Annotated in this window: 18 protein-coding genes and 1 pseudogene; 9 read left to right on the top strand and 10 right to left on the bottom strand. The window is 62.0% G+C overall.

Going from position 1 to position 24,717, the window contains the following annotated elements; all coding sequences use genetic code 11:
* Positions 1-1,144 precede the first annotated feature (1,144 nt).
* A complete protein-coding gene (gene katG / locus NPS56_RS20045) occupies positions 1,145-3,397 on the top strand; it encodes a catalase/peroxidase HPI (protein ID WP_274076219.1) in 2,253 nt (750 codons plus the stop codon).
* Between the two features lie 61 nt (positions 3,398-3,458).
* Here the strand turns inward: katG and NPS56_RS20040 are convergent, their stop codons facing one another.
* The 7 genes and pseudogenes from NPS56_RS20040 to NPS56_RS20010 form a co-directional block, all read right to left on the bottom strand.
* A complete protein-coding gene (locus tag NPS56_RS20040; RefSeq protein ID WP_274076218.1) occupies positions 3,459-5,456 on the bottom strand; it encodes a peptidase U32 family protein in 1,998 nt (665 codons plus the stop codon).
* A 233-nt stretch (positions 5,457-5,689) separates the two neighbouring features.
* The gene (locus NPS56_RS20035) at positions 5,690-6,070 is read right to left on the bottom strand and encodes a RidA family protein (protein WP_033044524.1); all 381 of its coding nucleotides are present in this window, start codon (positions 6,068-6,070) and stop codon (positions 5,690-5,692) included.
* A 97-nt stretch (positions 6,071-6,167) separates the two neighbouring features.
* A complete protein-coding gene (locus tag NPS56_RS20030) occupies positions 6,168-8,978 on the bottom strand; it encodes an amino acid adenylation domain-containing protein (protein WP_274076217.1) in 2,811 nt (936 codons plus the stop codon).
* A 132-nt stretch (positions 8,979-9,110) separates the two neighbouring features.
* Positions 9,111-9,488: pseudogene (locus tag NPS56_RS20025) on the bottom strand (helix-turn-helix domain-containing protein); the annotation flags it as partial.
* 484 nt (positions 9,489-9,972) lie between these two features.
* Positions 9,973-10,344 (bottom strand): hypothetical protein, encoded by a 372-nt coding sequence (locus NPS56_RS20020; RefSeq protein ID WP_274076216.1) that lies wholly within the window; start codon positions 10,342-10,344, stop codon positions 9,973-9,975.
* Between the two features lie 705 nt (positions 10,345-11,049).
* Positions 11,050-12,138 carry a polyamine ABC transporter substrate-binding protein gene (locus NPS56_RS20015; protein WP_274076215.1) on the bottom strand — a complete coding sequence of 363 codons (1,089 nt, stop codon included), beginning with the start codon at positions 12,136-12,138 and terminating at the stop codon, positions 11,050-11,052.
* Between the two features lie 52 nt (positions 12,139-12,190).
* A complete protein-coding gene (locus NPS56_RS20010; protein WP_274076214.1) occupies positions 12,191-13,492 on the bottom strand; it encodes an NAD(P)/FAD-dependent oxidoreductase in 1,302 nt (433 codons plus the stop codon).
* A 156-nt stretch (positions 13,493-13,648) separates the two neighbouring features.
* On the opposite strand from NPS56_RS20010, the gene NPS56_RS20005 reads away from it, so the two are divergent.
* Complete coding sequence (locus NPS56_RS20005) at positions 13,649-14,533, top strand: LysR substrate-binding domain-containing protein (RefSeq protein ID WP_274076213.1); 885 nt, start codon at positions 13,649-13,651, stop codon at positions 14,531-14,533.
* 122 nt (positions 14,534-14,655) lie between these two features.
* On the opposite strand, the gene NPS56_RS20000 is transcribed toward NPS56_RS20005, so the two are convergent.
* The 3 genes from NPS56_RS20000 to NPS56_RS19990 are packed head-to-tail and all read right to left on the bottom strand — an operon-like array spanning position 14,656 to position 17,635.
* Entirely contained in the window at positions 14,656-16,164 is a 1,509-nt protein-coding gene (locus NPS56_RS20000) for a tripartite tricarboxylate transporter permease (protein ID WP_274076212.1), read from the bottom strand.
* 18 nt (positions 16,165-16,182) lie between these two features.
* Complete coding sequence (locus tag NPS56_RS19995) at positions 16,183-16,668, bottom strand: tripartite tricarboxylate transporter TctB family protein (protein WP_274076211.1); 486 nt, start codon at positions 16,666-16,668, stop codon at positions 16,183-16,185.
* Position 16,669: 1 nt separating this feature from the next.
* A complete protein-coding gene (locus tag NPS56_RS19990; protein WP_274076210.1) occupies positions 16,670-17,635 on the bottom strand; it encodes a Bug family tripartite tricarboxylate transporter substrate binding protein in 966 nt (321 codons plus the stop codon).
* A 202-nt stretch (positions 17,636-17,837) separates the two neighbouring features.
* On the opposite strand from NPS56_RS19990, the gene NPS56_RS19985 reads away from it, so the two are divergent.
* From NPS56_RS19985 to NPS56_RS19955, 7 genes are all read left to right on the top strand, one after another.
* Positions 17,838-18,188, top strand: a complete 351-nt coding sequence (locus NPS56_RS19985) for a DUF6152 family protein (RefSeq protein ID WP_274076209.1) — start codon at positions 17,838-17,840, stop codon at positions 18,186-18,188.
* Complete coding sequence (locus NPS56_RS19980) at positions 18,188-18,676, top strand: DUF6644 family protein (RefSeq protein WP_274076208.1); 489 nt, start codon at positions 18,188-18,190, stop codon at positions 18,674-18,676. Before NPS56_RS19985 ends, NPS56_RS19980 begins: the two co-directional genes overlap by 1 nt.
* Positions 18,677-18,806: 130 nt before the next feature.
* On the top strand, positions 18,807-19,580 hold the full coding sequence (locus tag NPS56_RS19975; RefSeq protein WP_274076207.1) for an alpha/beta hydrolase: 774 nt from the start codon (positions 18,807-18,809) through the stop codon (positions 19,578-19,580).
* A 127-nt stretch (positions 19,581-19,707) separates the two neighbouring features.
* The gene (locus tag NPS56_RS19970; protein WP_274076206.1) at positions 19,708-19,965 is read left to right on the top strand and encodes a DUF2790 domain-containing protein; all 258 of its coding nucleotides are present in this window, start codon (positions 19,708-19,710) and stop codon (positions 19,963-19,965) included.
* Between the two features lie 113 nt (positions 19,966-20,078).
* Positions 20,079-20,750, top strand: coding sequence for a heavy metal response regulator transcription factor (locus tag NPS56_RS19965; protein ID WP_274076205.1), 672 nt, complete (start codon positions 20,079-20,081; stop codon positions 20,748-20,750).
* On the top strand, positions 20,747-22,159 hold the full coding sequence (locus NPS56_RS19960) for a heavy metal sensor histidine kinase (RefSeq protein ID WP_274076204.1): 1,413 nt from the start codon (positions 20,747-20,749) through the stop codon (positions 22,157-22,159). The genes NPS56_RS19965 and NPS56_RS19960 overlap by 4 nt, the downstream gene beginning before the upstream one ends.
* Before the next feature lie 154 nt (positions 22,160-22,313).
* Positions 22,314-24,695 carry a DUF3772 domain-containing protein gene (locus NPS56_RS19955; protein ID WP_274076203.1) on the top strand — a complete coding sequence of 794 codons (2,382 nt, stop codon included), beginning with the start codon at positions 22,314-22,316 and terminating at the stop codon, positions 24,693-24,695.
* Positions 24,696-24,717: the final 22 nt, after the last annotated feature.

Here is a 24,717-nt window from a genome sequence, read left to right as displayed (position 1 = left end):
GGGCCTCTTCGCTGGCAAGCCAGCTCCTACAGGTCCGAGGACGACCACGGCTCCATGCCCAACACAAAACATTGTAGGAGCCCGGCTTGCCGGCGAAGGCGGTGTTGAGTATTGCGCTGGTCTCTCGGGCCTCTTCGCTGGCAAGCCAGCTCCTACAGGTCCGAGGACGACCACGGTTCCATGTCCAACACACAACATTGTAGGAGCCCGGCTTGCCGGCGAAGGCGGCCTTGAGTATTGCGCTGGTCTCTCGGGCCTCTTCGCTGGCAAGCCAGCTCCTACAGGTCCGAGGACGACCACGGTTCCATGTCCAACACACAACATTGTAGGAGCCCGGCTTGCCGGCGAAGGCGGCCTTGAGTATTGCGCTGTTTTTTCGGGCCTCTTCGCTGGCAAGCCAGCTCCTACAGGTCCGAGGACGACCACGGATTCATGCGCAACACAAAACAGTGTAGGAGCCCGGCTTGCCGGCGAAGGCGGTCTTGAGTATTGCGCTGGTCTCTCGGGCCTCTTCGCTGGCAAGCCAGCTCCTACAGGTCCGTGGAAAACCATGGATTCATGGCCAACACACAACATTGTAGGAGCCCGGCTTGCCGGCGAAGGCTGCCTTGAGTATTGCGCTGCTCTCTTGGGCCTCTTCGCTGGCAAGCCAGCTCCTACAGGTCCGTGGAAAACCACGGATTCATGTCTAACACACAACATTGTAGGAGCCCGGCTTGCCGGCGAAGGGGGCCTTGAGTATTGCGCTGGTCTCTCGGGCCTCTTCGCTGGCGATACGCCACTGACGCTTTCATAGGAAACATTTCGAGGCGTAATTTTCAGGCGCCTTGAAAGATTCCACCTATCGACTACAAATACTCCAGCTATTAGCCGTCTGCCCAAGGGCGGTCTAGCCTTAACTAGCGCCGGTGCGGTCTGGCCGGCCCAGACCTGATAAGAAGATAAAGCAGGAGTCAGAAACCGACTAGGCATACCTGGGTCATCGCGTTGGTTACTCGCTTGCCAGTGCCGCGATGCCCGTTTGGCCACGATGATCAGTTGATCGACTTGCTGGGCCAACAGCCTGAGTCATTGATTTCACTCACCGCTATCGGACCTCAACCGGGACGATGGCTGAATGAACACGACCAAAGGTAGCTCACAGATGGGAACTGAAACGAAATGCCCGTTCAATCACGCCGCTGGTGGTGGCACCACGAACCGCGATTGGTGGCCGAACCAGCTTAATCTGAAGATCCTGCACCAGCACTCGTCCCTATCTACCCCCACGGACGAGGGCTTCAAGTATGCCGAGGCATTCAAGTCCCTGGATTTTGCCGCGCTCAAGCGTGACCTCGCTGCCCTGATGACCGACTCGCAAGACTGGTGGCCGGCGGATTTCGGTCACTACGGCCCGCTGTTCGTGCGCATGGCCTGGCACTCCGCCGGCACCTATCGTACCGGCGATGGCCGTGGCGGCGCCGGCTCTGGCCAGCAGCGTTTTGCACCGCTCAACAGTTGGCCGGACAACGTCAGCCTGGACAAGGCCCGCCGCCTGCTGTGGCCGATCAAGCAAAAGTATGGCGACAAGATTTCCTGGGCCGACCTGATCGTCCTGACCGGTAACGTCGCGCTGGAATCCATGGGCTTCAAGACCTTCGGCTTTTCCGGTGGCCGGCCTGACGTCTGGGAACCGGACGAGGATGTCTACTGGGGCTCGGAAAACAAATGGCTGGGCGGTGACGTGCGCTACGACAAGGCGCAAAAACCCGTGCAGGAACCCGGCGAAGGCCCGCTCGTTGCGGAACCTGGGAAAAACGAGGAGAGCCGTACCGATCAGGGCCGCAACCTGGAAAACCCTCTGGCAGCCGTGCAAATGGGCCTGATCTATGTGAACCCGGAAGGCCCGGAAGGCAACCCGGACCCGGTGGCCGCCGGCAAGGACATCCGTGAAACCTTCGGCCGCATGGCCATGAACGATGAGGAAACCGTGGCGCTGATCGCCGGCGGTCACGCGTTCGGCAAGACCCATGGCGCCGGCCCCGCCGACAACGTGGGTCCCGAGCCCGAAGCGGCTGGCCTGGAAGAACAGGGTCTGGGCTGGAGGAACAAATTCGGCAGCGGCAAAGGCCCGGACACTATCACCAGCGGCCTGGAAGTGACCTGGACCACCACCCCCACGAAGTGGAGCAACAACTTCCTGGAGAACGTATTCGGCTTCGAATGGGAACTGACCAAGAGCCCCGCGGGCGCCCACCAATGGACGCCGAAAAACGGTGCCGGTGCCGGGATCATCCCCGACGCGCACGACCCGTCAAAACGCCGTAATCCAACCATGCTGACCACCGACCTGGCGCTGCGCTTCGACCCGATCTACGAGCCGATTTCCCGGCGTTTCCTGGAGAACCCCGATCAACTGGCCGACGCCTTCGCCCGTGCCTGGTACAAGCTGATCCACCGCGACATGGGCCCGCTCTCACGCTACCTCGGCCCGGAAATGCCTAATGAAGAACTGCTGTGGCAAGACCCGATTCCTGCCGTCGATCATCCACTGGTCGACGACAGTGACGTCGCGGCCCTGAAAAGCAAGCTGCTGGCCTCGGGCCTGTCGGTCTCGCAACTGGTCTCGACGGCGTGGGCGGCGGCCTCCACCTTCCGCGGTTCGGACAAACGCGGCGGTGCCAACGGCGGGCGTTTGCGCCTGGCCCCACAGAAGTTCTGGCAGGCCAACCAGCCCGACCAACTGGGGAACGTACTGGCGAAACTCGAAAGTATCCAGCAGGAATACAACGCCGGCGGCAAGAAAATCTCCCTCGCCGACCTGATCGTCCTCGCCGGTAATGCGGGGGTTGAACAAGCCGCGAAAAATGCCGGGCACACGGTCACGGTGCCGTTCACCCCAGGGCGCATGGACGCTTCCCAGGAACAGACCGATGTCGAGTCGTTCGGTTTTCTCGAACCGATCGCCGATGGCTTCCGCAATTACCTCAAGGGCAGATACAGCGTATCGGCGGAGTCGCTGTTGATCGACAAGGCGCAGTTGCTGACCCTGACCGCGCCGGAAATGACCGTGCTGATCGGCGGTCTGCGCGTGCTCAAGACCAACGCCGGAAACACCTCCCACGGCGTCTTCACTACGCGGCCCGAGGCACTGACCACCGACTTCTTCACCAACCTGCTGGACATGGGTGTGGAGTGGAAACCGGTGTCGGACGCCCAGGAAGAGTTTGAAGCGAGCGATCGCAAGACCGGCCAGAAAAAGTGGACGGGCACCCGAGTCGACCTGGTCTTCGGCTCCAACTCGCAATTGCGCGCGCTGTCGGAGTTCTATGCCAGTAATGGCGAGGAGAAGTTCATCAAGGACTTCGTGGCGGCCTGGACCAAGGTGATGAACCTTGACCGCTTCGACCTGAAGTGAGCTGAACTGCGAGGGGTGAGTTGGCGAGCGCGCAGCCTTTGACTGCGCGCTCGCCGATCACTCAGTGGGGCGCGCGGTGGATGGTCTTGAGCAGGTCTTCGGGGCTGATGTGCCCGACGACCTGTTGCACGCTGCCCGGTTGCGGCAGATCGAGGATGTGCCCCTTCATCTTGCCGATCACGTGCATTTCGCAAGGCTTGCAGTCGAATTTCAACGTCAGCACTTCGTCGCCGTGGATCAACTGCATCGGCGCGACCTTGGTGCGCACGCCCGTCACGCCCTTGGCCTGCTTGGGGCACAGGTTGAAGGAGAACCGCAGGCAATGCTTGGTGATCATCACCGGCACTTCGCCAGTCTCCTCATGGGCCTCATAGGCCGCATCGATCAGCTTGACCCCGTGACGGTGATAGAAGTCGCGGGCCTTCTGGTTGTAGACGTTGGCCAGGAACGACAGGTGCGACTCCGGGTACACCGGCGGTGGTGTGGTCTCGGGCTTGCGGCCGCCCCGTGGATGGGCCGCGATGCGCGCCACGGTGAGTGCTTCGATCACTTCGCGGCGCAAGGCCTTGAGCTGCGAGTTGGGAATGAAGAACGCCTGCGGCGCGTCCAGCTTGATGTTGGTGGCGTGGTACTCGGTGGTGCCCAGTTGGCCCAGCAGATCGTGCAGCTGCTCCAGGGCCTGCTCCGGCTTGTTGGCCACGCCGAACGGACCATCCAGGGCCACACTGGCGCTGATGCCCTCTTCGCTGGTGGCAATCAGTTCCAGGCGCTCTTCACGCAGGCGCGCCACCCAGGAAAGACCGATCCGGCGCTCGGCGGAGGTCTTTTGCAGCGCCTGGGCCCAGTTGTGATCCAGGTTGCGGCTCAACGGGTGATTCGGGCGCAACTGGTGCAAGCCCTTGGGCATCTCGTTCGGCTCGACGCGGTAGCGATAGCGTTTCTCGCCGTCTTCTTCGAATTCACCTTTTGGCTCGGCGATGTTCGTCCGCCAGCCCACCACTTCACGCTTGACCAGGACGTTGAGGCCGTCACCGTTGGACAGCGGCTCGTGGGTGACCACCAGCAGATCGCGCTTGCCGACTTTTTCCACCACGCCCACCGGCAGGCCGGTGAAGGTTGGCGAGTCAAAGGCGCCGATGTCGATCTTGCGCTCGCTGACGAAGTAGTCGGTGCTGCCACGGTGGAAGGTCTTGTCCGGATCGGGCAGGAAGAAATGCGCGGTGCGGCCGCTGGACGCGCGGGCCAGGTCCGGGCGGTCTTCGAGCACGGCGTCCAGGCGCTGGCGGTAATAGGCGGTGATGTTCTTCACGTAGCCCATGTCCTTGTAGCGCCCTTCGATCTTGAACGAGCGCACGCCAGCTTCCACCAGGGCGCGGATGTTGGCGCTCTGGTTGTTGTCCTTCATCGACAGCAGGTGCTTCTCGTAGGCGATCACCCCGCCCTTCTCGTCCTTGAGGGTATACGGCAGGCGGCAGGCCTGGGAGCAGTCGCCGCGGTTGGCGCTGCGGCCGGTGTGGGCGTGGGAAATGTTGCACTGGCCGGAGAACGCCACGCACAGCGCACCGTGGATGAAGAACTCGATCGCCGCGTCGGTTTCGTCGGCGATGGCGCTAATTTCCTGCAGGTTCAGCTCGCGGGCCAGTACCAGTTGCGAGAAACCGGCCTGGTCGAGGAATTTCGCCCGCTCCAGGGTGCGGATGTCGGTCTGGGTGCTGGCATGCAGCTCGATCGGCGGGATGTCCAGTTCCATCACGCCCAGGTCCTGGACGATCAGCGCGTCGACACCGGCATCGTACAGTTCGTGGATCAGCTTGCGGGCCGGCTCCAGCTCGTTGTCGTGCAGGATGGTGTTGATGGTGGTGAACACCCGGGCGTGGTAGCGATGGGCGAACTCCACCAGGGCGGCGATATCGCTCACCTCGTTGCAGGCGTTATGCCGGGCGCCGAAGCTCGGGCCGCCGAGGTAGACGGCATCAGCGCCATGCAGGATGGCCTCGCGGGCGATCGCCACGTCACGGGCGGGGCTGAGCAATTCCAGGTGATGTTTGGGCAGGGACATAATATTTTTTAGTCAGGCTGTCACGGTCGAGGCGCGCATTGTAGCGGTGAAATGCCTGAGGGGCACCCGTGTACTGCCAGGTGGCGGCTTCCGGATACCCAGATGCATCTGCGCGTACCACAAACCCCTTGTAGGAGCTGGCTTGCCAGCGAAGGCGGCCTTGAGTATTGCGTTGCTCTTTCTGGCCTCTTCGCTAGCAAGCCAGCTCCTACAGTTCGCGTGTGGGATTACGATCAGGCTTTGGCAGCCATTGCGGTGACTTCCACCCGCATCCCTTCGACCGCCAACGACGCCACGCCCACCGCAGCGCGCACCGGCCACGGTTTGGCGAAGAAGCGCTTGTAGACCTCGTTGAACGCGGCGCGGTCGGCCATGTCGGTGAGGTAGATGGTCAGGTGCAGCACCCGGTCCATGGAACTGCCGGCGCGCTCCAGCGCCACTTTCAGCGCTTGCAGAGTGCACTCGCTTTGCAGGGTGATATCGCCCAGTTCAAGGCTGCCATCGGCACGGGTCGGAATCTGGGTGGAGACCAGCATGCCGGCGAAACCGGCGACGTCTGAGGAAATGGAGTCCGCATCGGGATCGGGAACGAAGGTCAGGTCTTGGTTTGCCATGGGGATCTCTTGCTTGAGGTGGTAAGTCGGCGGCGCGCGCATGTCAGCAGCGGCATGCACGGCGCAACGCCTGTTGCGCCGCCAGTTTACGGAACCGTCACGCCACCCGCTCGATTTTATCCGCACCACGCTTCTTGCCGTCGCCATTGCCGCGCATCATCACCCAGCGCACCACCTTGTTCCAGACATACGCCACCGCCACGCCACCGACGACGGCGAGCACCACCGCGAGCAGCGGATAATCGCCGAGGCGCCGGGCCACCGACAGGAACTGGAAGTGCGTCAAGTAGATATACAGGGTCGAGGAGGCAATCAACGCCATGCCCCGCGCCATCAGACCGGGTACGGGAATGGACCGGACCCAGATCACCAGGAGCGCGGCAGGCAGGGCGATATCGAAATGGCTCCAGATCTCGCCGGCGAACGGTCCATACCCCAACATGGCCACCATGTCCTGCCAACCCACCACCAGGACGGCAACGGCACTGACGATCCACTTCTGGGTGGTTGTACTGGCACTGTGAATGGCCATGCCGAGCACCATGATCGCCAGGTAATGCTGTGGCACCCGATTGAACAGCGCGCTCGCATCGAACACATAGAGACTGATCAGCACGTCAGCCACCGCCAACACGCAGGACGCTATGACAAAACAACGAAACGGGTCTGCACTGATGATGTTTCTCACGCGCTCGAACGACAGCGCGAACCCGATGATCACCAGCATCTGCACCAGCAGTTCTATGTACCAATAGGTGAAGACACCGACGCTATCCGCTGTAAACCAATTGGAAATCAGCAACAGTGATTGCCAATGCACTTTGTCGAACAGCAATTGCACCAACACCGTATAGAGGATCGTTGGCACCGCGATACTGGCAACGGACTTCACCAGCGTGCGCACGCTCCCGTACTCATTGATGGCCTTGAACTGAAACCTCGCCAGGCTGACCCCGGAAATCAGGAACAGGGCCATGGTTTCGCCGAACACCGGCCACGGCGTATACACATTGAAATGCCCCATCACAATCAACACGATGGACACCACGCGTAAAAACACCGGCACTTCCATGGCCCGGATCGAAAACCGCGAGGCCTTGGTGTCGCTGGCCAGTTCACACAATTCAACGACCGGGATCATTTCCCATTGATCGGGCAGATGGCCGATCAGCTCTTCCAGCACCATGGAAGCCTGCACGAACGAGAGTGAATCCCCGCCTAGTTCAACGAACGTCAACTGCGGATCGATGCGCGGCACTTCAAGAATTTCCGCCCATGCCTGGGACAACTTGAGCGCCAGCGGCGACAGGTCCTGGCTGGCATTGACGGGGGCCGCCTGGCTATCGACCAGCGCCTGCAATGCCCGCTTGTCGATCTTGCCGTTGGGCGTCAGTGGAATGGACTCCACGAACACGAACAACGCCGGCACCATGTAGTCAGGCAGCGCCTGCCCCACCTGCTCACGCAGTTCAACCGCTGCAACCGGCTTGGCTGCAACGCAGCAGGCCACCAGCTTCACGTTCGAACGGTCGTTGTCGGCCAGCACCACGCACTGTTTGATCCGCGGATGCCTGGAGATCGCACCTTCGATTTCAGCGAGCTCGATGCGATGGCCGCGAATCTTCACCTGGCTGTCGCCGCGCCCGCGGAACATGACACTGCCATCGGCAAGGTAGGTGCCCAGGTCGCCGGTTCGATAGCAGATGTCACCCTCGGCCCGGGTAAAGGGGTTGACCACGAACTTTTCCTTGGTCAGCGCTGCATCACCGTAGTAACCCAGGGACAGATACGGGCTGCGTATCAGGATCTCCCCGACTTCGCCTTCGCCGACCAACCGATTGGCCTCATTGACCAGCAACAGTTGCGCGCCTTCGATACCTTTGCCCAGCGGGATCCTTGAATTGTCGAGCGCGGGATCGATCTGATGGTAAGCCATCGCCTGGGGCGTTTCGGTCGTGCCGTAGAAGTTGACGCTGATGGCGTTGGGGGCGATGGCGCAGATTTGCTGGTACAGGGTGTTGCTCAAGGCATCCCCGCCCCAGAACAGGTAGCGCAGGTCATCGAACTGCAAGCCACTGATCTTCGCCCCGGTTTCAATGAGTTTGCCCAAGGGCGGCGTGAGGTGAATGACGGAGATCCCGTGCTGGTGTATCCATTTGGCCAATGCGGCTGGATCGATAACGGTCGACTGGGCCGGGATCACGACCTTTGCGCCAATGGACAGCGGCGTGAACACGTCCCTGTAGACCGGATCGTGACCCAGCCCTGACAGCAGGGAAAAGCAACTGTCCCTGGTCAACGAATGACGCTGGCTATGCCATTCGATGAAATGCACCAGGGGCGAGTGATGGGTGACAATCCCCTTCGGCTCGCCGGTACTGCCCGAGGTGAAGGTGATATAGGCCGGGTCTCCAGGATTGACCTCTGGCAAGCCCCTTGGCTCGACGGCGAAGGCCTTCAGCACGTCGCCGGGCATTTCAGGGATATTGACCAAGCGTATCGCGGACGATCGCCGGGGATCGAGCTCGAACGCGGCCTCGCCGCAAACGAGGACAAAACTCGGCTCGAGCACCTGGATGATCTGCTCGATGCGCGCACGGGGATAGGCCATGTCGGCAACGGTGAAGGTCAAGCCGGCGCGCGAGGCACCGAGCATGGCGTAGACCAGCCCCGCACAGCGCCCGGAGACGATAACCACCCGGTCGGATGGCCTCGCGCCCTGTTCAAGCAGAAAGCCCGCCAGGCGCTGGCTGATCGCTTCCAGTTCGCCGTAGCTGCACGTGGCGTGTTGGGAAACCACCGCCACGGCATCGGGCGTGCGTCCGGCGTGCTGCAGGAAGTCCATGAAAATCGGACGTTCGACACAATACTCCAGGTCCAGCGTCGGGTTTGGGCGCGCATCCTGCATATTATTGATCGACTCCCCAGGGCCTGTACGAGGTAGACACGACGGGACGCTGGCAAACCAGAGATTCCCCCCCAAGAAGCTAGCACAGCTGCCGTGGCCCGCCAGTGCGCCGGCCAACATACGCTGGCCGCGTTATCCTCTCCACTGCCGGGGACTGACCCCGGTCTTGCGGCAAAACGCCCGGGCCAGTGCCGAAGGGCTTTCATAACCGACCTCTTCGGCGATCAGGGCAATGGGCTTGCCTTCACCCAGGCGCTTCTGCGCCAGGCTGATGCGCCAGCTGACCAGATAATCCATCGGGGCCTGCCCGACCAACCGTTTGAAGTGCTCGGCGAAACTGGCCCGGGACATGTTGGCCGCCACCGCCAGTTCGGCCACGCTCCAGGCCTTGCCGGGCGCTTCGTGCATTTGGTTCAAAGGGCGCGCCAGGCGTGGATCGGCCAGGCCGGCCATCATGCCCGGCTGCTGATCGCGACTGCTCAGGATGTGGCGCATCAACAGGATCAAAACGCTGACCCACTACCTGAACAACGTCGCCCTGACCGATATCGATTTTCCGGCTATCGACGGCTGAACCACCCTGCTGCTGGCGGCTAGCGAAAACGGCGTCACGGCCACCATCGCATCGCCAGCAAGCCGGCTCCTACAGATGCGCGTAATGCCCCAAATCCAACAGCATTCACAAATCCTGTAGGAGCTGGCTTGCCAGCGATGACGGCGTCACGGCCACCATCGCATCGCCAGCAAGCCGGCTCCTACAGATGCGCGTAATGCCCCAAATCCAACAGCATTCACAAATCCTGTAGGAGCTGGCTTGCCAGCGATGGCGGCATCACGGCCACCATCGCATCGCCAGCAAGCCGGCTCCTACAGATGTGCGTAATGCCCCAAATCCAACAGCATTCACAAATCCTGTAGGAGCTGGCTTGTCGGGTCGCCGCATCGCAGCGATGGCGGCGTCACGGCCACCATCGCATCGCCAGCAAGCCGGCTCCTACAGATGCGCGTAATGCCCCAGATCCAACAGCATCCACAAATCCTGTAGAAGCTGGCTTGCCAGCGATGACGGCGTAACGGCCACCATCGCATCGCCAGCAAGCCGGCTCCCACAGATGCGCGTAATGCCCCAGATCCAACAGCATCCACAAATCCTGTAGAAGCTGGCTTGCCAGCGATGACGGCGTAACGGCCACCATCGCATCGCCAGCAAGCCGGCTCCTACAGATGCGCGTAATGCCCCAAATCCAACAGCATTCACAAATCCTGTAGGAGCTGGCTTGCCAGCGATGGCGGCGTCACGGCCACCATCGCATCGCCAGCAAGCCGGCTCCCACAGATGCGCGTAATGCCCCAGATCCAACAGCATTCACAAATCCTGTAGGAGCTGGCTTGCCAGCGATGGCGGCGTCACGGCCACCATCGCATCGCCAGCAAGCCGGCTCCTACAGATGCGCGTAATGCCCCAAATCCAACAGCATTTACAAATCCTGTAGGAGCTGGCTTGCCAGCGATGGCGGCGTCACGGCCACCATCGCATCACCAGCAAGCCGGCTCCTACAGATGTGCGTAATGCCCCAAATCCAACAGCATTCACAAATCCTGTAGGAGCTGGCTTGCCAGCGATGACGGCGTAACGGCCACCATCGCATCGCCAGCAAGCCGGCTCCTACAGATGTGCGTAATGCCCCAAATCCAACAGCATTCACAAATCCTGTAGGAGCTGGCTTGCCAGCGATGGCGGCGTCACGGCCACCATCGCATCGCCAGCAAGCCGGCTCCTACAGATGCGCGTAATGCCCCAAATCCAACAGCATTTACAAATCCTGTAGGAGCTGGCTTGCCAGCGATGGCGGCGTCACGGCCACCATCGCATCACCAGCAAGCCGGCTCCTACAGATGTGCGTAATGCCCCAAATCCAACAGCATTCACAAATCCTGTAGGAGCTGGCTTGCCAGCGATGGCGGCGTAACGGCCACCATCGCATCGCCAGCAAGCCGGCTCCTACAGATGCGCGTAATGCCCCATTCAACATGCTCCCCGCAAATCCTGTAGGAGCTGGCTTGCCAGCAATCAGGTATTGGTCTTCAACTTGGTCCACAGCCGCGTGGTCAAGCGGGCGATGGAGGCTGGCAGGTCTTCCACCGTGAATAGCTTGTCCATCACCGCCTTGGGCGGGTAGATCGCCAGGTCCTGCTTCACCGCCGGCACCACATCAACGTCCGCTGCGCTGTTGGGGTTGGCGTAATGGATGCTGTTGGTGATGTTGGCGATGACCTGCGGTTGCAGCAGGTAGTTCATGTAGGAGTAGCCGTTCTTCTGGTGCGGCGCGTTCTTGGGCATGACCACCATGTCGAACCACAGGGTGGAGCCCTCATCCGGGATCGAATAGGCAATGTCGATGCCGTTTTTCGCCTCCTTGGCGCTGGCGGCTGCCTGCACGATGTCGCCGTTGAAGCCGATCACCGCGCAGACGTTGCCGTTGGCCAGGTCGCTGATGTATTTGGAGGCGTGGAAATACTGGACGTAAGGCCGGATCTTCAGCAGCGCCTGTTCGGCTTTCTTGTAGTCTTCAGGCGTGTGGCTATGGGGCGGCAACCCCAGGTAGTTGAGGGTGATCGGCAGCACTTGCGTCGGGTTGTCGATGATCGCCACGCCACATTCGCTGAGCTTCCTGATGTTGGCCTCATCGAAAAACAGGCTCCAGGAGCGGGTGACGTCGGTATTGCCGAAGATCGCCTTGATCTTCTCGACGTTATAACCAATGCCCGCGGTGCCCCACATGTAGGGATAACCGTACTGGTTGCCGGGGTCGTTGACCTCGAGCTTTTTCATCAGCACCGGGTCGAGGTTGCTCCAGCCCGGGAGCTGGCTCCTGTCGAGCTTCTGGATGGCACCGGCCTTGATCAGGCGCGAGAGGAAATGGTTCGACGGGCTGACCACGTCATACCCGGTATTGCCGGTCATCAGCTTCGATTCCAGCACTTCGTTGCTGTCATGGATGTCGTAAGTGGCCTTGATCCCGGTTTCTTTGGTGAACGTGGCCAGGGTGTCGTCGGCGATGTAGCCGTTCCAGTTGGAAATGTTCACGGTTTCATCGGCGTAGGCGGCGGCACTCAACGTTGAGAGCAGTGCCACCAGGGAAACAGTATTGACGCGCATGTTCGATCACCTTCGTGTTGAAGTGCTTTTGTTGTATGTGAAAGGCGGTGTTCTAGATTTCGCTTCTGGCCCGGGCCGTCTCTACGCGCATGCGCAGCATGGCACCGATATCGAGCAAGGGTTTGGGCGGCAGCCAGCCGGGCTGGGCGCGGCCTTTGACCGATTGCAGGAGCGGCGAGTCGATGCCCGACGCCAGCTCCGCCAGCAGCCGTCCCCACAACGTGCCGCGCGCCACGCCGGAGCCATTGCACCCGGCCACGGCGAACACGCCCTCCTCGACCTTGGCGAAATACGGCTGCCCGGAGCGCGAAGCGCTGAGGTGGCCGGTCCAGGTGTATTGGATGTCCTGCGCGCCCAACATCGGGAAACGACGCTGCAAACCCAGGACATGGTGCTGGCGCCGGGTCGCCAGTTCGCCGGGCGACAAGTCGTGGGCGCGGTATTCGGCGGTGTTGCGGATCATCACCCGGCGATCCGGGGTCAGGCGCACCGTGGCTCCCAGGGGGCGGGTCGACAGCACGCCCCAGGGCTCGACGGCGCCAAGGGCCTGGAATTCTTCGTCGCTCAGGGGCCGGGTCAGGCTGGCGCTGAGTTCCATGGCGAAGGTGCCACTGTCACTGATGCCGGAACGGGGAATGAAGGCATTGAGGCAAACCAGCACATGCCGCGCCTCGATGCAACCCTGGGCGCCGCTGGCGCGGATGCGGCCATTGCCCAGGCGCTGCAGGCCGCTGATCTCGGTGTTTTCAAACAGGGTCACCTGTGGCGGCAATGCATCGAGCAGCCCTTTGACGTATTTCGCCGGTTGCAGCAGCGCATTGCCATTGCCGCACCAGATCGCCGCCTGGTAGTGCCGGGTTCCCAACTTCTGGCGCAACCGGTCTCCTTGCAGAAACTCTGCTGAGGCGCCCACGGCACGCAAGGTCTGCAGCTTGGACTCGACCTGGGTCAACTTGCGCGGATCGCTCACCGCAAAGAAATAGCCCGATTCGCGAAAATCGCATTCGATGCCGTGCCGGGCAATGCGCTTGCGCACCTCGTCGCTGGCGGTACGGCCAATTGCGGTATCGGCCTGGTAGCCAGCGAATCCCGGGGTGCCTTGCAACTCGGCATGGCCGGGATGTTCGTGGGCGACCACGAACCCAGAGTTGCGCGCCGATGCACCTTGCGCCGCGCGCTGGCGGTCGACCAGCACAATGCGTGCCTGGGGATGCAGTTCAGCCAGTGAGTGAGCGGCACTCAGCCCGGTGATGCCGGCGCCGATCACCAGCCAATCGGCCTGCTGCGTGCCCTTGAGCGGATCGCGCAACGGGCTGTCCCCGGCTTGCGCAATCCAGCCACATACGTTTTCCATGCGTCACCTCGTAGACTGTCGTTGTGCCGGCCTCTCGCAATACCGCATGCTGTATTTGCATGGGTGGTTTCAGATGAAGGCCGCTATGACTAGAATCTAAAGGGACATTGCATCGGCAACCAACGTTATTAAATCATCCGGGTATTCTGAAAACGCATGGATAAGATTCGCCACGTGCCCTCGCTCCAGGGCCTGCAGGCCTTGGTCGAGGTCGCGGATTCCGGCAGCTTCACCCAGGCCGCCCAAACGCTGTGCCTGACCCAAAGCGCCGTGAGCCGCAAAATCCAGCAATTGGAGAGTCACTACGGCACCTCGATGTTCCTCAGGACCAGCCGCAGCCTGCAGCTCACAGCCGAAGGCGAACAGGTGCTCGCCAGTGCGCGGCACATCCTTGAACACCTCAAGGCCCTCGAAGACCGGATCGCCCCGCAAAAGCGCCCGTTCCGCATCCGCATGCACGTGTCCCTGGCAGTGCGCTGGCTGTTACCAAGGCTGAATGATTTCTACCGCCATCATCCGCAGGTATCGCTGGCGATCGAGACCGTCGCCACCGAGGTGGTGGAACCGGCCAGCGACAGCGACGCCTACATCCTCTACCTGCCCGAACCGTCCGCTGCCCCGGATTGCCTGACCCTGTTCGAGGAAACGCTGGTGCCGGTGTGTGCGCCCGGACTGGCGCTGGCCTTACAGGAGGATCTCGCCGGCTTTGCGCTGCTGCACCGTTCGAGCGACAGGAACGACTGGCGGTATTGGCTGGCCGCCAATGGCGGCAGGTCACTGGACGAGTTTCGCCACCTTCCCTTCAACCTCGACGAACTGGCACTGGATGCCGCCGCCCGCGGGCTGGGTGTGGCCATGACCGACATGACCCTGGCGGGCGAGTCGATCGAACGCGGCGTGCTGGTCATTCCGTTTGGCGAGCCGTTGAAGACCCGGGGGATTTACGCCCTGTGCCTGCAGCCGTCATCGGCCGCGCATCCGGCGTGCGGGGCGATCTTGCAGTGGTTTGCCGAGCAGACAGGAACACCCTCCAACCTGTAGGAGCAAGCTTGCTCGCGATGGAGGTCAACGATGACGCGGGGAGCCTGACACCCCGCGGTGTTCACAGGTTTTTCGCGAGCAATCGAGCGTCGGCCGGCTGCTCCTACAGGGGGACCGACGCGTCAGTCATCTTCATGCAACTTGATCCCACGCGCATGCAACAGCGGTGGCACCACCAGCACCAACAACGTCAGCGCCATGAACGCCGCCGAAATCGGCTGGGTCAGGAATATCGTCCAGTCCCCCTCACTGATCGACAGGGCATTGCGCAGCTGTTTCTCGGCCATCGGCCCCAGCAGCATGCCGACGATCACCGGCGCTACCGGGAAATCGAAACGGCGCATCAACACCCCGGCCCAGCCGATCCCCAGCATCAGCAGCAGGTCGAAGGAAGAATGGCGCATGCCGTAGACGCCGATGGTGGCGAACACCAGGATCCCGGCGTTCAGGTAAGGTCGGGGGATCTGCAGCAGCTTGACCCACAGGCCCACCAGCGGCAGGTTCAGCACCAGCAGGATGACGTTGCCGATGTACAGCGAAGCCACCAGGGTCCACACCAAATCGGCGGACGTCTCGAAGAGCATCGGCCCCGGTTGCAGGTTGTAGTTCTGGAAGGCCGCCAACAGGATCGCCGCCGTGGCGGAGGTCGGGATGCCCAGGGTCAGCAACGGCACCAGCGAGCCAGTGGCACTGGCGTTGTTGGCCGCTTCGGGGCCGGCCACCCCTTCGATGGCGCCCTCGCCCTTGTTAGCGGAAAACTCCTTGGGGTATTTGCTCAGTTTGCGTTCGGTGGAATAGGACAGGAAGGTCGGGATCTCCGCGCCACCCGCCGGGATCGAGCCAAACGGGAAGCCAATAAAGGTGCCCCGCAACCAGGCAGGCACCGAGCGTTTCCAGTCGGCGCGGGTCATCCACAATGACGTCAGGCGATGCCGGCCCTCCGCTTGCTCGGTTTGATAAAGCAGGCTGTACAGGGCTTCGCCGACCGCGAACAGACCGACTGCCACCAGCACCACCTCGATGCCATCCACCAGTTCGGGCACGCCCAGGGTGTAGCGGGCAATGCCCGACGTCGAGTCGAGGCCGATCATGCCGATGGTCAAGCCGATCCCCAGTGAAGCAAAACCACGCAGCATCGAGGCGCCAAGTACCGCCGAGACCGTGGTGAAGGACAGCACCAGGATCGCGAAATACTCCGCCGGCCCGAAATTCAGCGCCAGCCTGGCCACGACCGGGGCAAACAGGGTCAGCAGCACCGTCGCAATGGTGCCGGCGACGAAGGAGCCGATCGCCGCCGTGGCCAGCGCCGGCCCGGCCCGACCATTACGCGCCATGAGGTTGCCTTCCAGGGCCGTGACCATGGACGACGACTCTCCGGGCGTATTGAGCAGGATCGAAGTGGTTGAACCGCCGAACTGCGCGCCGTAATAGATCCCGGCGAACATGATCAGCGCACCGGTGGGATCGACCTTGGCAGTGATCGGCAGCAGCAAGGCCACCGTCAGCGCCGGCCCGATCCCCGGCAATACGCCAATGGCGGTGCCCAGCAGGCAACCGATGAAGCCCCATAGCAGATTGATCGGCGTCAGCGCCGCGGAAAAACCCATTGCCAGGCTGGCGAGAATGTCCATGCTGTCGATCTCCTTGGATCAGATCCAGGCGTTGACCAGCGGCGGCAGGGAAACCCCCAGCCCGGCGTTGAACAACCAGTAGATCGGCAGGGTCAGGGCCATGCCGATCGCCAGGTCGCGCAGTGGATGACGACTGCCAAAACCGCGGGCCGAACAGGCGAACAGCAGCCCGGCGGCCAGCACGAAACCGATGACGTTGATGAGCACGGCCACACCGATCAACCCTGCGGTGACCCAGGCTGCGCCGGCCTTGCCGCCCGCCACTGTGTGCGCCTGTTGGTTATCCAGCTCGCGAAAACCGCCGCTGACCGCCTGATAACTCAACAACACGCCCACTGCCCCGAGAAACCCCGCGACCACCCAGGGGTAGACATAGGCCGGCAGAATCACGAAGCCCATCTCCGGCGGAAAGCGCCAGGCGCCCACCGCCAGCACCACGCTGAGGGTAATCAGGCCGATGCCGATGGCCAACTGGGTCGGCACGACTGCGCGGGATCCGGCCATTTCAAAGCAACCCGACCTTGACCAGCATCGCGCGCAACCGCACGTGTTCTTCGTCGACGAATTTGCCGAAATCATCACCGGTCAGCACGCTCTCCGTCCAGGCGTTGGTCTTGATGTTGTCCTGCCAGACTTTGCTTTTGCTGGCGGCCACCACCGCGTCGGTCACTTCCTTGCGCTGCTCGGGCGTGAGGCCGGCGGCACCATAGACACCGCGCCAGTTGCCGATGACCACGTCATAGCCGCTTTCCTTGAGGGTCGGCGCGTCGATCCCGGGCACGCGTTCGGGCGCACCGATGGCGAGCACGCGGAACTGGCCGTTCTTGATGTATTGACCCAGTTCGGCGTAACCGCCGGTGATCACCTTGATCTGGCCGCCCAGGGCCTGGGCGACGATTTCACCGCCACCGCCGGTGGCGATGTAATTCACCTTGTTGACCGGCACATCCAGCTTGCCGGCCAGTTCGGCGATGCCGATGTGGTCGATCGAGCCTTTGGAACCACCGCCAAAGGTCACGCTGGTGGGCTTGGCCTTGAAATCCTTGATCAGGTCATCGAGGGTCTTGTACGGCGAATCCTTGCGCACCGCGAGCACGTTGTATTCGGTGAACAACCGGGCGATCGGCGTCACGTCCTTCAGGCTGATCTGCGGTTTGTTCTGCTCGATGCCCGCCACCATGATCGCACCGACCACCAGCAGCGCATTCGGGTCGCCCTTGGTGCTGTTGGCAAACTGCGCCAGCCCTAGCGTACCGCCCGCGCCCCCCTTGTTCTCAAAGGTGACGGCCTTGGCGACGTTGGCCTCGATCAGGGCTTTGCCCAGCACCCGGGCCGTCTGGTCATAACCGCCGCCCACGGAACCGGGGGCCATGAACTTGACGGTGTCCAGCGCCAGCACGGGGGTGCTGATTGCGGCAGCAACAAGGCCTGCAGCCAGGCAATGGCCGACGCGACGAAACAAAGCGGACATGGTGTCTCTCCCTCTAGCATTGTTTTTATGGGTGCCATCTGCGGGTAAGCGTAGAACATGGTTCCGTCTAAGGCCTGCCGAGCCCTGCGAGTCCTGCGTCACAGACTGAAACATTCTTTTGGTCGGGGTGTTCCAGCCCGCGAAATGCGCCAACTATCCTGAAAAACGTCGACCCAAGACCTCTGCAACAGGAGAACCCGTCATGAATTACATGCTCAAGGGCTTTGGCGTGTCATTGCTGTTGGTGGCCACTGCGGCATTCGCCCATCACGGCTGGAGCGAGTACGACTCCAGCAAACCCTTGCAACTGAACGGCACCATTGAAGCGTCCGGTTACTCCCACCCCCACGGCTTCGTCAACCTCAAGACGGCGGACAAGACCTGGAATGTGGTGCTCGCACCGCCCTCGCGCATGGAAAACCGTGGGCTGGCGAAGGACATGCTGGCGGTCGGCACCCAAGCCAGCGTGGTCGGTTATCAGAACCGTAACAAACCCGATGAGTTGCGTGCAGAACGCATCACGATCGGCGACAAAACCATAGAGTTGCGCTGATGCAAACCAACCAGGGCTGGATGGACTGGCTCAATGATTCGTCGCTTGGCTCAGCCATGCGCGGTGATTTATGGCTGTATCCGTTGGTGGAGGTGGTGCACATCCTCGGCTTCACGATACTGGTCGGTTCGGTGCTGATGTTCGACCTGCGGGTACTCGGCCTATCGCGCAACATCCAGGTGACGGCCCTCGCCCGCCATCTCCTGCCATGGTCCGTTGCGGCTTTGCTGTTGATCGTTCCGGCCGGGCTGATGATGTTTTCCGCCCACCCTCACGACTTCGCCTCCAATGACATTTTCATCCTCAAGCTGTGCCTGATCGCCACGGCGGGCTTAAACGCCGTGCTGTTCCATGTCGGCGTGTACCGTTCCGTCACGGCGTGGAATACCGGCAACCCGGCACCGGGCGTGGCCAAGGTGCAGGCCCTGTTTTCCATCGCGCTTTGGGTCAGCGTGATCCTCTGCGGCCGATTGCTGGCCTACACCTGAAGGACTTGTTGCATTACAGACTTGTCATCGAGTTGTCAGCGTAGCCAGCACCTTCGCTTCATACAGTGAAGTCGTCAGTCACCCGCACCGGGTGACACGCCTCCCACTGATGATGACAAGGGTCGATACCATGAATCCATTGAGCAAACTCTGCCTGATCGCCGCCAGCCTCTTCGTACTGGGCAGCGGGTCCGCCATGGCTGCAACCACGACCGCACCGGTCAAGGCCAACAACGTCGTGCTGGTGCACGGTTCCTGGGCCGATGGCTCCAGTTGGGCGGATGTGATCAGCCGCTTGCAGGCGGCCGGTCTGCACGTTACGGCGGTGCAAAACCCGCTGACGTCGGTGGCCGATGATGTGGCCGCGACCCAGCGCGTGCTCGATCAGCAAGACGGCCCGACCGTGCTGGTCGGCCATTCCTACGCCGGCACGGTGGTCAGCGAGGCCGGGGTCAATCCGAAAGTCAGTTCGCTGGTGTATGTCGCCGCGCGTGCGCCGGATGCCGGGGAAGATTTCGTCGCACTGTCGGCCAAATACCCGACCATGCCGGTACGCGCCGGTACCGAAGAACACGACGGTTTCGTCAGCCTCAAGCAAGACGCCTTCCTCAAGTACTTCGCCGGCGACGTCCCTCACGATAAAGCCATGCAGCTGTTCGCCGTGCAACAACCGATCGCCAAGACCCTGTTCACCGACCGCACCACCGCCGCGGCCTGGCACACCAAACCGTCGTGGTACGCGGTATCCAGCCAGGACCAGACGATCAACCCGGACCTTGAGCGCTTCCTGGCCAAGCGCATGGGTGCCACCACCATCGAATTGCCGTCGAGCCACTTGTCGCTGGTGTCCCACTCGAAGGAAATCGCCGACCTGATCCTTGCGGCCACCGGTCGCCAGCCTTAACCGGCGGCCATTTATTACAACTTTGTCATCGAGCTGTTGGTGGGCTGTTCGGATCGCCTGGTTAACCTGAACTCACTGCCAGGCAACCTGCCGACAGCCCACTCAAACCTGAATAGAGATCACCGTCATGAAAATGTACATCCTCGGTTTCGCCGCCCTCCTCGCAACCGGCTCGGCATTTGCCGATACCCAAAGCTCCGCCCCAGTGATCCACGACAAGGATGCAGCCTTCGTCCACCTCGACGTCGCCAAAGTGCTGGGTGAAACGGACATTTCGCAACAATGCGGCATCGTCCCGGCCCAACTGAACTACCTCGACCACCAGGGTCGCCAGCATGAGCTCGATTACCTGGTCCAGGGCAGCGGTTGCACCAATGATCACTGATCGTCATCCCTGCATACCGGCGGATGACCGGGCTACACTGGCGGCAGCGGCATGCCGCAGTCGCCCGCCTGCGCGGCGCGCAATCCTGCTGACCCCGAACCAGGCAGAAGCCCATGAACATTCTCGTCGTCGAAGATGAACCCAAGGCCGGCAATTACCTGCTCAACGGCTTGCAGGAACTCGGTTACACGGTGAGCCTGGCCCGCGACGGCGTCGATGGCTTGCACCTGGCCCTGGAACATGATTTCGATGTGATCGTGCTGGACGTGATGATGCCCAAAATGGACGGCTGGGAAGTCCTGCGGCGCCTGCGCAAGGAAGCCGATACCCCGGTGCTGTTCCTCACCGCCCGCGATGACATCGCCGACCGCATCAAGGGCCTGGAACTGGGCGCCGACGATTACCTGATCAAGCCGTTTTCCTTCGCCGAACTGGTGGCCCGCCTGCGCACCCTGACCCGCCGCGGCCCCACCCGCGAAGAAGAACAGTTGCACATCGAGGACCTGGCGATCGATGTGCTCAAGCGCCGCGTTACCCGCGCCGGCACGCGCATTACGCTGACCAACAAGGAATTCGCCCTGCTGCACCTGTTCGCCACGCACCTGGGTGAAGTGCTGTCACGCTCGATGATCGCCTCACGGGTCTGGGACATGAATTTCGACAGCGATACCAACGTGGTGGACGTCGCCGTGCGGCGCTTGCGGCTGAAGATCGACGATCCCTTCCAGCTGAAGCTGATCCACAGTGTGCGCGGTATCGGCTATCGCTTCGATACGCAGCCATGAACAGCCTGTCGCATCTGCGCCACTCCCTGACGCTGCGCCTGGCGCTGGTGTTCGCGTTCCTGGCGTTTGTCTCACTGACGTCCCTGGGCGTGGCGTTGTACCGTGACCTGGAGCGCGAATTGATCCGCCGTGATGACGCGGCGCTGATCACCCGCATCGATCAACTGCGCACGTTCCTCAACGACAGCAACACCCTGGAGCTGATCCGCAGCAAACCCGCGCTGTTCCAGAACATGCTCGGCAACCGCGAAGCCCTGTTGAGTATCGGCGCGCCCGGGCAACCGCCGTTGCTGCAGGTGAATCCGGGCAATCTGGACATGCCCGTATTGACCCCCATGGCCATGGACCACCCACTGGGCCTCGGCGACGTGCAACACTTGCCCAACGTTAATGGCGTACCTTTTTCCGCACTGGCGGCGACCATCGCCTCCGGTGACCAGGGCACGCTGGAAGTGGTGACCGGGCGCCTGATGACTGAACGCACGGCGGTGCTCGCCAGTTACCGGCTCAACGTCTACCTGTTCGCCAGCGTGGCGGCGATTCTGCTGGCACTTTCCGGCTACGTGCTGGTGCAGCGCGGCCTGTTGCCGGTGCGGCGCGTGGCCCGGCATGCCCAGGGCATCGGCGTCGGTAATCTCGGCGAACGCCTGGACAGCCAGGGCGCGCCGCTGGAGTTGCTACCGATGATCGAGGCCTTCAATGCCATGCTCGACCGCCTCGGCAGAGGTTTCGTGCAACTGGGCCAGGTGTCCACCGACATGGCCCATGAGCTGCGCACGCCGATCAATAACCTGCTCGGTGAAACCCAGGTCGCCCTGCAGCAAGACCGCAGCATCGAGCACTATCAACAGTTGCTCGCCTCCAATGTCGAGGAACTTGAGCGCCTGGCACGCATGCTCGACAACATGCTGTTCCTGGCCCGCACCGACCCGGCCAGTGCCCTGCGCCAACGCCAGGAACTGGGCGCCCTGGATGAAATGGAACGCATGGCCGACTATTTCGAAGGGCTCGCGGCGGATGTCGGAATCGCCATCAACGCCCAAGGCAGCGGTGTGATCTGGGCCGAGCCGATGCTGTTGCGCCGCGCCCTGGCCAACCTGTGCGCCAACGCCATCAAGTACGGCGCGCCGAACTCCGAGCTATTCATCTGCGCCACGCCCACTGCCGATGGCATCCGCCTGCAGGTGCGCAACCAGGGCCAGACGATCCCCGCCGAACACCTGCCCCGGCTGTTCGAACGCTTTTACCGCGTCGACGAATCCCGCGAGCGCTCGGCGCAATCCAACGGCCTGGGGTTGTCGATCGTGGCGACGATCATGCAGTTGCACAATGGCCAGTGCAGCGTCACGAGTGCTGATGGTGTGACGTGTTTCGAGTTGTTCTTTCCGGCCCGGCGAGCGGGCGAATAACGCCAGCAAATCGAATGCGATCCCCTGTAGGAGCTGCCGCAGGCTGCGATCTTTTGATCTTGCCGTTGCACTTGCGACCAAAAAAGCCTCGATAACGTTGAGTCATGACCTAACCTCATAGGTTGGAGTGACACATAACCAGTCGAGCACGCCGATGCGCAATGCCTTGAGCTTCGTGATTCTCATCGCTTTACTGTTCGGGCCGAGCGCCGGATGGCTGTCGGCGGCGCCCATGCCCGATATCCCCACAATCGCCCAGGCACCCGCTTCCGCCAGCGTTTCCGACAGCGATCTGGAGGTGCTGCAGGGCCAACTCGGCAGCTACAAGCAGCAAGTGTCACAGGCCATCAACTACAGCCAGCTGGAAAGCCCGCAGGATCTGGTGCAGGCGCTCGTCAAGGAGGTCGATCGCCTCTCGGCACTGCTGTTGCCCGAGCAGGACCAGTTGCAGGCGCAATTGGGCGTGCTGGGCCCGCCGCCAGTGGCGGATGCCGCGCCCGAGAAGTCCGATATCGCCCTCCAGAGAATCACCCTGACCGAACAGAAATCCCGGGTCGACGCCAAACTGAAAACCCTGGTAGCGCTCAAGGCCAGCGCCGCCGAACTGCTGACCCAGATTGCCGCCATCCGCCGCAGCCTGCTGGAAACCGAAATGACCCAGCGGACCAGGAGCGTACTCAACCCCTGGTTCTGGGCCCCCCTGCTCAATCCGCCAGAGCATGACCGGGAAAAATTCAGCGCCTTCCTGCACCAGATCAAGGACACCCTGGACGCCACCTGGCAACCGGGCGCGCGCCTGCTGACCAGCCTGTTGATCGCGATGGCCGTGCTGCTTTGGGTCGTGGGACGGCGGCTGGCCGAACGCGGGCTGACCTGGTTGTGCATCCATCGCATGCCGGAAGGTCGCCTGCGGCGTAGCGCCCTGGCCCTGGCCTCGGTCATCGCCACGGTGCTGACGGCCTGGATAGCCTTGCGCCTGCTGTTTTTTGCCTTCACCCGCGAACTGCCGCTGACGCCACAGCTGACGGGGTTTTCCCAGGACTTCGAAAAGATCGTCTATACCTGCGTGCTGATCCTCGGCCTGAGTCGCGCACTGCTGTCCACGCAGCACCCCTCATGGCGCCTGCCAAACTTTGCCGATCCGCTCGCCCTGGCGATGGAGCCCTACCCGGCACGGCTGGCCTGGACACTGCTGTTGCTGGTATCGCTGGCGCAGATGACCAACGCCACCAGCATGAGCGCGGAGCTGGTGATCTCGGTCCGGGGCGCGGTCGCCCTGATCGTCTCGGTCATGATCGCGATGCTGCTGTTTCGCGTCAGCAAAACCCGCCGGGACATGGTCATGGCGGGGGTCGCCCCCGAGGCTGGCCGGACCTTCGCCGGGCTGATCTATTCGTTCGCCAGCATTGCGATCGTGATTTCACTCCTGGCCTTGCTCGCCGGCTACGTATCGCTGTCGCGCTTCATCACTTACGAACTGGTGTGGTTCTACATCATCTTCGCCGGCTTTTATTTGCTGACCCAGCTGGTCAAAGACGGCTGCGAACACCTGTTTTCCCCCCGCACCTCCACCGGCAAGTCCTTGAAACAGCTATTGGGCATTGGCGATACGCGGCTGGAACAGATTTCGATCATCCTCTCCGGTGCCGGCCGCGCCTCGTTGTTGCTGATCGCGCTGATCACCCTGGTGGTGGGTGGCATCGGGTCGACCCTCGAACAACTGGCCACCAACATCCTCGCCATCCTCGGTGGCGACGGCCTGCGCAGACTGAACATCGTCCCGGCCAACCTGTTGCATGCCTTGCTCGCCGTGATCATCGGCGTCTACCTGATTCGTTCGCTGCGGCGCTGGCTGGACAACGAATTCCTGCCGAAAACCGAAATGGACCCGGGCATGTGTGCCTCGCTCAGCACGCTATTTTCCAACATCGGCTATGCCCTGGTGATGCTGCTGATGCTGTCGTCGCTGGGGGTCAAGTGGACCAACCTGGCCTGGATCGTCAGCGCCCTCTCGGTGGGCATCGGCTTCGGCTTGCAGGAGATCGTCAAGAACTTCGTTTCCGGCATCATCCTGTTGACCGAGCGCCCGGTGAAGGTCGGCGACCTGATCAGCATCAGCGGGGTCGAAGGCGACATCCGCCGGATCAACGTGCGGGCCACCGAAATACAGCTGGCCGACCGCTCGATCGTGATCGTGCCGAACTCGCAATTGATCTCGCAGAACCTGCGCAACGTCACCCTCGGCGGCAGCGCCCAGGGGGTGGCGTCACTCGAACTGATGTTCCCGCTGGACATCGACCCCGAGCAGGTGCGCAACCTGCTGTTGGACACCTTCCGCGAGCACGAGACCATCCTGGAGAAGCCGGCACCGGTGGTGCGCTTCAGCCAGCTCAAGCCTGAAGGCATTACCCTGACCGTCACCGGTTATGTCAGCAGCCCACGCATGGTGGTTTCGATCAAGAGCGAGCTGCTGTTCGAGATTCTCAAGCGGCTGGGCGCCGCCGGGATTGAACTGGCGAAACCGCCAACGGCGTAACGCGGCTTATGTAGGAGCTGCC

The sequence above is a fragment of the Pseudomonas putida genome, from assembly GCF_028682635.1.
GTDB lineage: Bacteria > Pseudomonadota > Gammaproteobacteria > Pseudomonadales > Pseudomonadaceae > Aquipseudomonas > Aquipseudomonas putida_AE.
The sequence above is the reverse complement of the archived record's forward strand: the minus strand, read 5'-3'. Positions and strand labels throughout refer to the sequence as shown.